Here is a 13,860-nt window from a genome sequence, read left to right as displayed (position 1 = left end):
TTTAAAGGTAGTAATTTTAACTTAATCGATTTCTGAAAGTTTAAAAAAGCTATTTACCGGTTTTGAAAATACTTCCGATAATTTTAAAGCTAAAACGGTAGAAGGAACATATCTATTAGCTTCAATAGAATTTATAGTTTGCCTAGAAACACCAATTTTTTTAGCCAAATCATCTTGAGTTAAACTCAAAATAGCACGTTCTACTTTAATTGTATTTTCCATTATCTGAAACGTTTTAAATTATGATAAAACATCAGTTGAATCATGAGCATAAAAATTAGTACTTGAAAATCTCCTAAAGTTTTAAAAGACTCTCCTCCAGAATGCACTATATTCGATACTCCAAATTCTACATAAGGTAATATTATAGCGTACAATACACCAACCACAAAAGCAATAGCATAAGATTGTGCTCTTAAAGCAATGGTCATCTCGTCTTCTTCTTTATCTTTAGATATAGACATAACTAACATCCCTATTAACAAAACTTGCTTAGTTATAATCTTTAGCCATTCGGCATCCGATTCTATTAAAAAAGCACGAATACACATGCATACAATTGCTAAAGTTGCTATAGCAATTCCGATGTTGAAAAATGCGTGCGGTAATCTAAATCCGATAAAGCTATGAAATCGCTTTCGTTCACAATCTAAAAATTTCTTGGAATCCATAGGACAAATACATTTTATATTAAGGAAAGTTGTTTTTCCATAATGACAAATATACTTTACATTTTAGAATTTAGCAAATATTTTAAATTATTATTATTTTTAAAAGGTATTGGTTTAATAGTTAACACATTTAATGACAAGCATTACGCCTTGTGCTATACAAAATAGTAGACTTTTTAATTTCAAATAAAGACTTAAAGTAAAGGAGAAAAAAGGCGTGCCATTTGTTCGAAGAATTGTATATATGCTGGTCTATTTTTCCAGGCTTCAATATCTATTTTATCTGCATTCTCAATATCTTCATAAAACGCATTTTTAAGCTGCTGGTTTATTTCTGCATCATAAACAATAGCGTTCACTTCAAAATTCAGATCAAAACTTCTTATATCCATATTTGCCGTACCAACGATTGCTATTTCATTATCTGCTACTAAAGTTTTGGCATGAACAAAACCTTTTTGATATTTATAGATTTCTACTCCAGCATATAAAAGTGTACTATAATAAGAACTGGAAGCAAAATTAGCCAATTTAGAATCGGAAATACCAGGAACCAGAAGCTTTACAGATACGCCGCTCTTTGCAGCAATAACTAAAGCATCTAAAAGACTATCTCCAGGAATAAAATATGGTGTTGTAATTAGAATTTCATTTTTTGCTAAACAAATAGCTTGAAATAAGGAAAAAAGAATGGTTGGCGTATCCGAATCTGGACCACTTGCAGTTATTTGCACCATTTTATCTTGTGCAGATGTAAATGTTTCCAATTTTGGAAACAATTCATTATTTATTGCAACCGTATCTTCGGCACAAAAATTCCAATCGCATAAAAATAGAAATTGTAAATACCAAGTTGCTGGCCCTTCAATCTTTATGTGTGTATCCCGCCAAAACAATTTATTATTTTTACCATTAATATATTTATCACTCACATTTATTCCACCTACAAAGGAAGTTTTTCCATCTACAATAATAATTTTTCTATGGTTTCTATAATTGATCCTACTTGCAAAGGCATAAAATTTTATTTCATAAAAAGGAGAGGTTTCTACTCCTGCTTCTTTTAGCTTTGGAATGCATTTTTCTCGAATAGAACGACTGCCATAATCATCATAAATAAAACGGACTTTAATTCCCTCTTTGGCTTTTTTAATTAGTAAATCCACAAGCGTATTACCAATAGCGTCGTCTTGAAAAATATAATATTCTACATGAATATGATGGGTTGCGCTTTCTATTGCTTTTATAACTTCTGGGAATTTGTTTTCGCCATTAAGGAGTAGTTTTACATCATTACTATTCGTTAATGGACTTAAGTTTTCTTTTAAAACTAGATTGATTAATTTCTTATTACTCTTTACTGCTGCATCGCCATCTTGCAGAATATCTTTAGAATATTTAATAAGTTCTTTTTCTAAATCGCCTTGTAAACGCTCATTATCCATGAGCTTCTTATCATACATCTTTCGTTTTCTATAATTAACTCCGAAAGAAAAATATATAATCATTCCAACTAATGGCAAAAATATAGCGAGCAATACATACGTTATTGTTTTAGTAGTATTTTTAGTATCAAAAATAATTCGAAGACAAACAAGTATAACTAGTAGTAAATAAATGATTTGTGCTAAAAGGATCCAATTCATTTTTATTGTTATTAATTAACGGTATTCTTCGCTTCTATCCACTTACTCATAAACTTGGTACTTTGTAGAGTATGATGCATTAACATCTGCCCTATAAAGTTATTTTGTCTTTTATTATGCAGTTCTTTAGCGGTTTCCTTTTGGAATTTAATGAATTCTTTTTGATGTATCTCTTTACTAAATCGTTTATTAACTATCTGAAAACCATTTTTTTGCTTTTCCTTCCAGAGCGATTCCTCTTTATAAAGTAAAACTGCTTTATCTGCAAATTCTTGAGGATTATCTGTTATAAATCCGTTAGCTTCAAAATCACCAAACATACCTTCTGCTCCAATATTAGTGGTAACGCAAGGTGTTCCGTTTTGCATGGCTTCTGTAAGCTTTCCTTTTAATCCTGCGCCAAACCGGATAGCCGCCAAACATACTTTTGCATCCTGAACGACTTGGTTTGCATCTTCGGCAAATCCTTTTATTAAAAAGCCTTCTTTTTTATTGTGTAACTGATTTACTTTCTGACTAGCATACGATCCGTAAATATGCATTTCAGCTTTTGGCACTTGCTTACGTATTAAAGGCCAAATTGTTTCTTTTAAATATAAAACAGCATTATAATTTGGTTCATGTATAAAATTACCAATGGTTATAAAGTGATTACGTGCTTCATATTTTGTAAGTTTATGCACAGTTTCAGAAGTAATTGAATCCAGCATAAATGGTAAATAATGTAAAAGTGCTGCATCTACTTTAAAACGATCCTTCAAAATTTCTATTTCTGCTTCCGAAATAATCAAAGTCAGATCACACCTATAGATACTTGCTATTTCCCGTTTTGTAATATCGCTAAACAGATATTGGTCGGTAAAAGGTTGTTTTTCCTTAAAAGCTTGCTGTCTTCCTTTTCGTAAAAAATGAAGATCTTCGGTGTCTAGAATTCGTAATGCATTTGGGCAATTTTCTGCCACTCGCCAACCAAATTGTTCTTCCATCATAAAACGGTCAAACAACACAATATTTGGATTTAATTCGGTAATAAAAGTATCAAAACTCGTATTATTTAATTCGATTGTAACTTGTGAAACCCCAATAGTTGTTAAGTCAAAAGCATTATCGCTTTTTGCACAAGGACTCGCAAAGGTAATTTGGTAGTTTTGATTTAGAAAGACTTGAATGAGCTGCATCATTCTAGTTCCAGCAGCAGAACTCTTCGGTTCTGGCCAAACAAATCCTATAATTAGTACTTTTTTTGACACGAATATTTATTTTTTCGAACTGTTAACAGAAGACGTAATACTAAACACGAACTATTCCGGTTTTGGCATTAAACCATATTTTAAACGCACATTTTTTGCCCAATCAATAACAGCTACTCTTTGTGCTTCGGTAAGATTTGCTTCGGTATGTGTCCAGGTATAAGAATCTAAAGGCATTTCTTTTTCTTCTACCATTTCTATAAGTTCGTCGAACTTATGATCTTTCTTTTTCACGGAATTTGCTTCCCAACCAGATACATTAAAATGTTTTTTTCCGTCTTTAACGTGCTCTGCTAACCAATAATTTACTGGTGTTATTTTATTATACCAAGGATAGTTGGTTACATCACTATGGCAATCATAACAGCTAGTTTGTAAAATAAGTTTCACATCTTCTGGCGGATTTGTTTCGGTTTCAAAAGCCGTAATAGATGTTAGTTCTCCTTCATTTCTTTCCGGTCCAAAAAATTGCGCAATCACAAATACTACAAGTAAAGCCAAAAGTATCTTTTTAATCATTTTCATCTATTTTTTTTTATTAATTTTAGACTTTAAAAATACTAAATCTTTTGACTACAGCGCAACTCTACGAAGAATTAAATTATGTAAACCACTCCCGTGAGAAACGCTTACATTATGCAAATCTGGTTATTGATAATCCCGATCTAATTGAAAAATTACTAGAAATACTTTTTATGGTGGATGATAAAATTTCACCTCGTGCTGCTTGGGTTTTTGAATTTATGTGTAAGGAAAATTTGGAAGAAGCGATTCCGTATCTTGATTATTTTACCCAAAACATGCAGAAAGTACATCAAGATTCTGCAGTTAGACCTGTTGCTAAAGTCTGTGAGTATTTAATAAATGCGTATTATTCTAAAACGGAAAACAGGATTAAAACAGAATTACTTCCGAAGCATCGAGAAAAAATAATAGAAGTCTGTTTCGATTATATGATTAACGATGAAAAAATTGCGCCAAAAGCCTATTCCATGCATTGTTTGTATTTGCTGGGTAAGGATCAGGATTGGATTCATCCGGAATTGGTTTTAATTTTAGAACGTGATTTCCAGATGCAGAGTTCTGGATTTAAAGCACGAGCGAAACAGATATTAGTGAAAATTAAAAAAAATAAAAACTAAATTTAAAATTTTCAAATTTTCAAATTTTACAAAAATCATAATTAGTACCGGCTCCTTCCTTTAGTTAAAGGAAGGTGTGTTTTGCCTTAGCGAAAATCGGATGGTTTGTAGAAAAAGCGTGAAACGGCTTTATTTTTAGTATTCCTTTTGTTTTTTTAAATCCCTATGATGTTCATTTTGTCTGGATACAAAACGAACCAAAAAATCAGTATCAAAATAGGAAATTGCAAAGCACCATTCGCTATCGGAATTACGTGCTTAAAGCTGCGCTTTGCATCTCCATTCCTACGCTCATTATTTCTGATTTTGATTATTCCGACACCGTCGGAAATCCAAGTTGCTTCGAACCCTTAATATATAATTATATGTAAAAATATTAAAGAACTCTTTTCTACTCGATTTTTTTTATTTCCATTACTCCAAACTCTAATTAAATAAACAATTACGCAATTAGTAAAAATCATAATTATTACCGGCTCCTTCCTTTAGCTAAAGGAAGGTTGGATGTGCTTTAGCGAAACTCGGATGGTTTGTAGAAAAAGGCGAAGCACTTTTTAAATCCGCAAATGCAATTAAAAATTCACAAGTTTTAACTCCTCTTTCTTTCAATTCCATTTTTAGCCTAGATTTAAAAACTTTCACAGATAAGGCTTTTAACCCATTTTATTCCAGTTCCTGTTTTTGTTCCTTCTATATTTCTTTAAAATAGTAGCACTATTGTAAAACCTTCAAAAATCGTTAATTTAAAAATCGTCAATCGTTAATCAATTTCCTATCTTTACATCTTCTTAAAAACCAACACAAACTATGTCTTTAAATACACTAACTGCCATTTCACCAATTGATGGTCGATACCGAAATAAGATTGACGAATTAGGTAAATATTTTAGCGAAGAAGCACTTATTAAATATCGTGTTTTAGTAGAAATTGAATACTTTATTGCACTTTGCGAAATTCCGTTACCACAATTAGAATCTGTAGACAAATCGATTTTTGAAGATTTAAGAGCTATTTATACCAATTTTTCAACCGAAGATGCTTTAGCAATTAAAGACATTGAAAAAATTACCAATCACGACGTAAAAGCAGTTGAATATTTTATAAAAGAAAAATTCGACAAACTTGATTTACAGGCATACAAAGAGTTTATCCACTTTGGATTAACCTCTCAAGACATTAACAACACGGCAATTCCATTAAGCATTAAAGATGCAATGAATGACGTGTATGTACCAGAATATTTTATAGTTCTTAATAGATTAAAAGAATTAGTAAAAGATTGGGCACACATACCAATGCTAGCAAGAACACATGGTCAACCTGCATCTCCTACCCGATTAGGAAAAGAAATTGAAGTATTTGTAGTCCGTTTAGAAGAACAATTTAATTTACTGAATGATGTACCAAGCGCTGCTAAATTTGGTGGAGCAACTGGAAACTTTAACGCGCACAAAGTGGCGTATCCAAATATTGACTGGAGAGCTTTTGGAAGTACTTTTGTACAAGAAAAATTAGGCTTACAACACTCGTTTCCTACCACACAAATTGAGCATTATGATCATATGGCTGCTTTATTTGATGCCTTAAAAAGAATAAATACGATTCTTATAGATTTAGATAGAGATATTTGGACCTATGTTTCTATGGAATACTTTAAGCAAAAAATTAAAGCTGGTGAAGTTGGAAGTAGCGCAATGCCACACAAAGTGAATCCGATAGATTTTGAAAATTCAGAAGGAAACTTAGGTATTGCAAATGCTATTTTTGAACATCTTTCTGCCAAATTACCAATATCTAGACTACAACGTGATTTAACCGATAGTACTGTTTTACGTAATGTTGGAGTACCTTTCGGACATACGTTGATTGCATTTAAAAGTACTTTAAAAGGGTTGAATAAATTATTGTTGAATGAGTCTAAATTTGCGGAAGACCTAGAAAACAATTGGGCAGTTGTTGCAGAAGCAATTCAAACTATTTTAAGAAGAGAAGCATATCCTAATCCGTATGAAACTTTAAAAGGTTTAACAAGAACCAATGAAAAGATTACCAAACAATCTATTTCGAATTTTATTGATACCTTAGAAGTATCTAACGAAATTAAAGAAGAATTAAAAGTGATTACTCCGAGTAATTATACCGGAATTTAAATTTATTTATGCTTACAGACAACCAATCTTTAACGCTTTGCGGCATTGTAATAATGTCTTTTGTTCTTTTTGGAATGCTAGATGTTTTAGATAGCATTTTCATTATTACACCAATTATTATAGGCTTTCTTGCCGTAATTATTAATGTGATTATAACGAAAAGAATTCCGGAAGCCGAAGAGCTAGAACAAATTAAAAAGGCTAAAGAAATTGCTTCTGAAGAGATATAAAAAATTAAAGTTTTATCCATAAAAAAGGCTTACCAAAACGGTAAGCCTTTTTTATGGAAAATTAACGAACTAAATATTTTTACTTAAAAAACTCCATTAGTCCTTTTAACTGGCTATCATCCACTTTTCCTTTATTCATAGATTCTGCAAGTCTTACTAATTTTGCTGGACTCATTTTATCTCCTAATACACGTAAAACACCAAAGCCATATTCCTTAGAGCTTCCAAAGACAATAAACTCATCTGCCAGATCATCATCGCCTATATATTTTACAGATAGTTTGGAACCAAACATATTAAAATCGCCAAGCTCTATATATCTTTCATCTTTTAAAATAGAAGCCACTTTAGCCATTTCTACTTGATAAGTCTCTTGATTACTGGAGTCTAATTTAAAACCTAAAAAATTAAGTTTTTCGATAGAGTTATATGCTTCTTTTTCTTCTTCAGAAAGATCTGCATTTTCAAAGTCCACAATACTTGTAGGTATATCTACTGTTGTAAAACTTGCTGTTTCTTGATTATCTACAAAGTACGTCTGTAAAGATTCTTTATTGCTACAACTTACTAACAAGGTTATTGTTAGTAAGCCGCCCAATAGTTTTTTGATTGATGGTTTCATGTGTATGTATTATTTGTTTTTTATTGGTCACATGTTGCTTCCTTAATAGGCATTCCAATAGGTATCGAATGCTCGTTATGGAAGGTTCATGTGTATGTATTATTTATTTTTTATCGTCTAAATGTTCTCCTCCAGGAATGTTCATTTTCTTGGTAAGTTTAGAAACTTGTTTTAAATCTATATCTCCTGTTAAAGACACGATAACAGTTTCAAATTTACGTTGGGCACCATTTACAGAAATATCAGATCCTTCCATGTGTTTGCTTATTCCGTTTACAAAAATCAAAAGCTCTTGTACATGGTCTTCGTCTTTTCCTTCTTTAATGTAGAATTTAATTACCGTTCCATCATCTTTAACTTCCATTAACTCTTCTAAGCTACTTGCTTTAGAGTTTACCCAAGAGGTTAAATCTGCAGAAATCCCACCTTTTTCTGTAATAATAGTTTTTAAACTAGTAATACTGTTTACCATTGCTAGATATTCGTTTGCTTCCGGATCATCGGTATCGATATCCATTTTAGCCAACATTTGAAACATTTTTGGTTTAATGTTTACATACGTTACATCTGCATTATCGCTATATTTTGTAAATATATCTTGCGCCATAGATGTTAAAGGCATCATTAATAAAGCCATTGCGACTAAAATTACATTCTTTTTCATTTTGTTTATTTTATTATTTATTGGTGTTTTCATTTTTGTAGTATTTATTTGTTATTAATTGTAACAATGTATTCGCCAATTATTTTTTTAAATAAAAGATAAAAGGCTCGGTACATGTTTTCTAGTTTTTAAAAACTAAACTTGTTGTATTTCCTACTTCTGCTAGATAATTAATACTAGAAGCGCCTTTATTAAACTGTGTAGAAATCATTTCTAAAGATTTTTTCACTTCCAAGTATGCCATTTCAGGATCATCATAAGTACCTAAATCTTCTGCAGAAGTTAGAGGCGATTTAAAATAAAATCCTAACATAAGAACTGCTACTGCTGCGACAGAAATCCATGCATACAAATTGTTTTTATTAGATTTTAATGGAACGTCTTTAGTAAACTTTTCTTCTTGGCTTACAGAAAAATAGGCAAACATTGGTTTATACATTTCTAAATGTGGCGCTACAGTCTCTTGTTTAAAATAGTCTTTTAACTGCTGCTCTTCTTTTAGCGATGTTTCGCCATTGTTGTACTTTTCTAGTAATTGTTCTATATTATTTAACACCATAATTATGTGTTTTTGTTAATTTTTCTCTTATTGTTTTTCTTGCTCTAGACAATGCCACTCGCACTGCTGTATTATTCATATCCAGCATCTTGCCAATTTCGTCAAAATCATATTGCTCAATATCTCTTAATTGCACTACCATTTTTTGTTGCTCTGGTAAATCTTCTATTATTTTAGCAACCCAACGCACACTATCACTAAATTCTAATTGCTTTTGCAAAGACGTATTATTGTCTTGGTAATTGCTGTGTACCAACTTTAAATTTTGGGCTTGCTTCGATTTTAATTTATCTAAACAAAAATTCTTCGTCATGGTCATAGAAAATGCTTCTACGTTTTTATACTCTTGAATCTTGGTTTTATTCTTCCATAATTTTAAAAGCACTTCTTGTGTTGCATCTTCGGCTTCTTCCCTAGACACTAACAAACGTTTTGCTAAACGAAACACCTTATCTTTAAAGGGCATTACAATATGTAAAAACTCTGTTTGTGTCATTATTTTTGGTTTCATTCCAATTATTAATTGGCTCTAGTTATAAAACTGCTTGGTAAGGGCCGTTTCTATTAAGACGAACAACTCTTTCTTTTGTTACAATTAATTTTTAGTTGCGGATAAAATAAGTACTTTTAAAAGAAAAAAAGAAATCTTATCATTATGAATATAATTAAAAGAATTGCACTTCTATGCTTTGCAGCATCTTTATGTACTGCTTGTTTTGAAGACTTAGATGATAATCCGGTTACCAATAAAGATATTAAAGACTTTGTTTATAAAGGAATGAATTATGCCTATTTATATAAAGAAAACAAACCCGATTTAGCAAATGATAGATTTTCAACAGATAGCGATTACTCCAATTATTTAAATGCTTTTGAATCTCCGGAATCTTTATTTGAAAATTTAATTTATGACAGACAAAATGTAGATAGATTTAGCTGGATCACCAATGATTATATTGCCTTAGAGGAAAGTTTTAATGGCGTAAGAAAAAGTAATGGTTTAGAGTATGACTTTTATTTTGAACCTGGAAGTACTACTAATGTGTTTGGTATTATAAAACTGGTTTTAAATAATAGTCCTGCGGAAAATCAGAACTTGCAACGCGGACAAATATTCAATGCCGTTAATGGTGTTCCTTTAACCGAAAACAATATTAACTCCCTATTAAGTGGAGATACGTACACCTTAAATCTTGCAAACTACAATGACAATAATACGCCAGATGATGACAGTGATGATACTGTTATTTCGACTTCCGAAACAGCTACATTAAATAAAGTTGCCTTTACCGAAAATCCGGTATATAAAACCGAGATACTAGAAGTCAACAATCAAAACGTTGGTTATTTAATGTACAATGGTTTTACTGCCGATTTTAATACACAGTTAAATAATGCCTTTGCTACTTTACAAAGTAATAATGTGCAAAACTTAGTTTTAGATTTACGCTATAATCCTGGAGGTTCAGTAAATACGGCAACGCTTTTAGGAAGTATGATTACGGGACAATTTAACGGTGAAACCTTTGCAAAACTAATATATAACAACGCTTTACAAAGTAATAATACAGCGTATCTTTTTACAGATTTTTTTGACGGAAACAGCATAAACAGTCTAAATCTACAAAAAGTGTACATACTAACAACTTACGCATCTGCTTCTGCAAGCGAAATGGTGATTAATAGCCTAAAAGCATACGCACAAATAGAAGTTATACAAATCGGGGTGGAAACTAGAGGGAAATCACAAGCGTCTATAACTATTTACGATTCTCCAGATTTTAAACGAAGTGGCGCAAACCCGTTGCATACGTATGCGATGCAGCCATTAGTAGCAAAAACAGTAAACAAGTTGGATGTTAGTGTTCCTAATGAAGGATTAATACCAGACATTTTACTAAAGGAAATGCCGAATAACTATGGTATTTTAGGAAACGAAAACGAACCATTACTTGCAGCAGCTTTACAACATATTTTAGAAAACGGAAGATTTGTACAACCTAGAATAAATAACTTTAATAAATTAAACACTAAAGTAGATTACCAACCTTTTGAAAACGGCATGTACATTGACTAATAAAACATACTTTAATTGGAGTACAGGAAAAGATTCTGCCTTAGCATTATACCATTTATTTCAAGACGAAAATTTTTCCATAGAGAAACTAGTTACAACGGTTAACTCCCATTATCAAAGAGTAACAATGCATGGTTTGCCGGTTTCCTTATTAAAAAAACAAACGGAAGCTATTGGTATTCCGTTACAAATTATTGAATTACCGGAGCAACCAAGTATGGCAGATTATGAAACGATCATGCATACTGCTTTACATACATTAAAAACAGAACACTTTACACATAGTGCTTTTGGAGATATTTTTTTAGAGGATTTAAAAAAGTACCGAGAAGATAATTTAAGTGCACTTGGTATTTCTACTGTATTTCCACTTTGGAAAAGAAATACGAAAGAATTAATTAACGAATTCCTAGACTTAGGTTTTAAAGCCATCATTGTTTGTGCTAGTTCAACCTATTTCTCGGAAGAATTTGTTGGAAAAACCATCACTAAAGAACTTATTGAAAACTTACCAAAAGATGTAGATCCTTGTGGAGAAAATGGCGAATTCCATACTTTTTGTTATGACGGACCTATATTTAAATCGCCAATCTCCTTTACTATTGAAGAAAAGATATATCGCGAATACGATACTCCTAATACCGAAAACGAAAAAAAAGGTTTTTGGTTTTGTGATTTGATTGCATAAAAAAAGCCTGTGTTCACAGGCTTTTTTATTTTTTTTTGAAATCGTGAAACTCCTTTTTATTTCTTAACGATCTTAAGTGTACTGCTACCTGTTACTGAAGTAATATTAACTAGATATATTCCTGGAGTTAAATTCTCGATATTCACAGGAGTATCCGTAGATTCAATGTTTTTGCTTAACACCAATCGGCCTTCAGTAGAATACACCGAAACAAAACCAATTTTTGAAATATAAAATTGAGAAGTAGCAGGATTAGGGTATAAACTAAATCCGGATTCTCTATTAAATGTTTCCGTACTTAAAGATTGTTCATGAATCACTCCAACAGCATCCAAATCAAAACCTGAAGATGCAAAAGCCGTTGGGTAAGGATCGTTTACTATATTATTATAACTATCATAAGTAGCGTATAAAGGATCAATAGTTCCTATAACATCTATAATTTTAATGTGTGTTATGAAATCTTTATTTAATAAAGCATCATTAGGTACATCGTCGATATTAAAAGGAGTACCATAAGCAGATCTATATTTCCCTGCTAGATTATTGATATAAGTTGCATCTATATTTCCAAAGCTACCAACTTGTGTGTTGGATTGTGTTTCACTATGTGAAGGAAACCTAAAAAAGTGTACTCCATCTGAGCTAATTTCAACAAAAGCCAATTCTAAAAAAGTATCACTAAAACTGTTTTCAAAAATAGCAAAATCAAACCCTGTATTATTTGCTATTGGATTAGCAAAAGACAAAGTAGCAGAACCACCATCTCCCAAACTCACAATTTGTGCGTTAGACTGATGTAAAGCATTTTCGGCAGTACCAACAGATGCTAATCCGTTAGATGGGTTCGCAATATCTTGTGGTCCACGTACTAATGTTATGCCCGTTGCCCAAGAAACAAAAACATTAGAATCTCTATGTATTGCTGTTGTTCCTTCTTGCCCAACTGGAGGAGCATAACTTTGTGCATTAGCTGCAATATAAATAAAAAGAGCTAGTAGTAAAAAGTGTTTTTTATTCATGATTTATGGTATAAAAAAAGGTAGAAACTAATACTAGTCGCTACCTTTTTATTATTAATTACATCTTAGACTTAGTTAAAATGAAAACTGTTTGGTCCTACTCCTACTGTTATTGTATTTAATAAAGTACCATTCAACGAGTATTCGTATACATTACTGTTAGAGTTAAAGTCACCTCCATCAGAAATCAATATTTTATCATCTTCTACATTAAATCCGTACATCACACCATAAGTAGATGTAGAGTTGTATGTTAATACTGCTGTCTCAGAAACTACAGTGCTATTCATAGCGAAAGAATAAACAGAAGCATCTACGGTAAAGTAAAATTTATCATCTTCTACTTGTAAGTTTTTTGCACCAACTAATCCTGCTGGTAAATCTACTGTAGTCTCTATAGCATTAGTAACTGTATTTATTTTAAATACTTTTCCGTTAGATCCATAGTCATAAGATAAAACATATAAATCATCATCTTCTTCTAGAATGGAGTTTGGAGAGTTTCCTGCTCCTAAATCAATACTAGTTAGTACTTGTGTATTTGTATTTAAAACAGTTACAGCGTTTCCGCTTCCATAATATCCATTAGAAATATACACATAATCATCGTCTGAAGTAATTTTTTCTGAATAATCTCCAACAACCATTGTAGTTGTAGAGTAATCATTTAAATCGATTATAGTAAGAAAATCATCTGCACCTGTATTCCATTCTGCAGAATTGGTTACATACGCTTTTCCATTTTCTACCGTACCATATCTTGGTGCAGAAAAGTTATTATTAATTGTAGCTAAGTATTCAAAGGTATAACGATTAACAACAGTTACTTGATTTGCAGATCCAGAAACAATAAATGCTCTAGTATCATCAAAAAAGATATCTTGTAAATAAGAACCTATCTCTCCTGCATTTGGGTTAACTAATCTAAATACATCTTCTACAACAATACCATCATCACCAACAAAAGTTATAGATGCTGTTGCAGGATTTCCATTTCCTTCATTCAATACAAAATATCCATTGTCATACTCTCCTAAGTTTGTAGATCCTCCTGAAGAATCATCATCACTACTACATGATGTTATTAACAGGCTTAAAAATAGTGAGTAAGCTAAAAATTTAAATTGTTTTTTCATAG

General features: G+C 31.6%; 17 protein-coding genes. 5 read left to right on the top strand and 12 right to left on the bottom strand.

Features of this window, described 5'->3' with window-relative positions:
* Positions 1-21 precede the first annotated feature (21 nt).
* The 5 genes from ACVCZW_RS07060 to ACVCZW_RS07040 form a co-directional block, all read right to left on the bottom strand.
* Positions 22-222 carry a helix-turn-helix transcriptional regulator gene (locus ACVCZW_RS07060; protein ID WP_452229443.1) on the bottom strand — a complete coding sequence of 67 codons (201 nt, stop codon included), beginning with the start codon at positions 220-222 and terminating at the stop codon, positions 22-24.
* Complete coding sequence (locus ACVCZW_RS07055) at positions 222-671, bottom strand: hypothetical protein (protein ID WP_452229442.1); 450 nt, start codon at positions 669-671, stop codon at positions 222-224. Before ACVCZW_RS07055 ends, ACVCZW_RS07060 begins: the two co-directional genes overlap by 1 nt.
* Positions 672-865: 194 nt before the next feature.
* Positions 866-2,317, bottom strand: coding sequence for a cardiolipin synthase (cls, locus tag ACVCZW_RS07050; protein WP_452229441.1), 1,452 nt, complete (start codon positions 2,315-2,317; stop codon positions 866-868).
* Between the two features lie 11 nt (positions 2,318-2,328).
* Complete coding sequence (locus tag ACVCZW_RS07045) at positions 2,329-3,567, bottom strand: glycosyltransferase family 4 protein (protein ID WP_452232026.1); 1,239 nt, start codon at positions 3,565-3,567, stop codon at positions 2,329-2,331.
* A gap of 51 nt (positions 3,568-3,618) precedes the next feature.
* Complete coding sequence (locus ACVCZW_RS07040) at positions 3,619-4,092, bottom strand: heme-binding domain-containing protein (protein ID WP_452232025.1); 474 nt, start codon at positions 4,090-4,092, stop codon at positions 3,619-3,621.
* Positions 4,093-4,136: 44 nt separating this feature from the next.
* On the opposite strand from ACVCZW_RS07040, the gene ACVCZW_RS07035 reads away from it, so the two are divergent.
* A complete protein-coding gene (locus tag ACVCZW_RS07035) occupies positions 4,137-4,709 on the top strand; it encodes an adenylosuccinate lyase (RefSeq protein ID WP_452232024.1) in 573 nt (190 codons plus the stop codon).
* Between the two features lie 489 nt (positions 4,710-5,198).
* Here the strand turns inward: ACVCZW_RS07035 and ACVCZW_RS07030 are convergent, their stop codons facing one another.
* Positions 5,199-5,324, bottom strand: coding sequence for a hypothetical protein (locus ACVCZW_RS07030; RefSeq protein ID WP_452232023.1), 126 nt, complete (start codon positions 5,322-5,324; stop codon positions 5,199-5,201).
* A gap of 192 nt (positions 5,325-5,516) precedes the next feature.
* Here ACVCZW_RS07030 and purB point away from each other — a divergent pair, with 192 nt between their 5' ends.
* Entirely contained in the window at positions 5,517-6,860 is a 1,344-nt protein-coding gene (gene purB, locus ACVCZW_RS07025; protein ID WP_452232022.1) for an adenylosuccinate lyase, read from the top strand.
* 8 nt (positions 6,861-6,868) lie between these two features.
* Positions 6,869-7,090 carry a hypothetical protein gene (locus ACVCZW_RS07020; RefSeq protein WP_452229436.1) on the top strand — a complete coding sequence of 74 codons (222 nt, stop codon included), beginning with the start codon at positions 6,869-6,871 and terminating at the stop codon, positions 7,088-7,090.
* Positions 7,091-7,169: 79 nt separating this feature from the next.
* On the opposite strand, the gene ACVCZW_RS07015 is transcribed toward ACVCZW_RS07020, so the two are convergent.
* From ACVCZW_RS07015 to ACVCZW_RS07000, 4 genes are all read right to left on the bottom strand, one after another.
* Positions 7,170-7,712 (bottom strand): DUF4252 domain-containing protein, encoded by a 543-nt coding sequence (locus ACVCZW_RS07015; protein WP_452229435.1) that lies wholly within the window; start codon positions 7,710-7,712, stop codon positions 7,170-7,172.
* A gap of 103 nt (positions 7,713-7,815) precedes the next feature.
* A complete protein-coding gene (locus ACVCZW_RS07010; RefSeq protein ID WP_452232021.1) occupies positions 7,816-8,409 on the bottom strand; it encodes a DUF4252 domain-containing protein in 594 nt (197 codons plus the stop codon).
* Between the two features lie 88 nt (positions 8,410-8,497).
* Positions 8,498-8,935: a hypothetical protein gene (locus ACVCZW_RS07005; protein WP_452232020.1), complete on the bottom strand. Its 438-nt coding sequence runs from the start codon at positions 8,933-8,935 to the stop codon at positions 8,498-8,500.
* Positions 8,922-9,431, bottom strand: a complete 510-nt coding sequence (locus ACVCZW_RS07000) for an RNA polymerase sigma factor (protein WP_452229461.1) — start codon at positions 9,429-9,431, stop codon at positions 8,922-8,924. Before ACVCZW_RS07000 ends, ACVCZW_RS07005 begins: the two co-directional genes overlap by 14 nt.
* A 159-nt stretch (positions 9,432-9,590) precedes the next feature.
* Here ACVCZW_RS07000 and ACVCZW_RS06995 point away from each other — a divergent pair, with 159 nt between their 5' ends.
* Together ACVCZW_RS06995 and ACVCZW_RS06990 are read left to right on the top strand one after the other, a co-directional pair.
* Positions 9,591-11,012: a S41 family peptidase gene (locus tag ACVCZW_RS06995; protein ID WP_452232019.1), complete on the top strand. Its 1,422-nt coding sequence runs from the start codon at positions 9,591-9,593 to the stop codon at positions 11,010-11,012.
* The gene (locus ACVCZW_RS06990) at positions 11,005-11,700 is read left to right on the top strand and encodes a Dph6-related ATP pyrophosphatase (protein ID WP_452232018.1); all 696 of its coding nucleotides are present in this window, start codon (positions 11,005-11,007) and stop codon (positions 11,698-11,700) included. The genes ACVCZW_RS06995 and ACVCZW_RS06990 overlap by 8 nt, the downstream gene beginning before the upstream one ends.
* A 56-nt stretch (positions 11,701-11,756) precedes the next feature.
* Here ACVCZW_RS06990 and ACVCZW_RS06985 read toward each other — a convergent pair whose 3' ends face one another.
* Entirely contained in the window at positions 11,757-12,722 is a 966-nt protein-coding gene (locus ACVCZW_RS06985; RefSeq protein WP_452232017.1) for a T9SS type A sorting domain-containing protein, read from the bottom strand.
* Between the two features lie 71 nt (positions 12,723-12,793).
* Entirely contained in the window at positions 12,794-13,858 is a 1,065-nt protein-coding gene (locus ACVCZW_RS06980; RefSeq protein WP_452232016.1) for a YncE family protein, read from the bottom strand.
* Between the last annotated feature and the right edge of the window lie 2 nt (positions 13,859-13,860).

The organism is Lacinutrix sp. MEBiC02595 (assembly GCF_053601555.1).
Note: the sequence above shows the minus strand (reverse complement) of the source record. Positions and strands in the feature narration are given on the sequence as shown.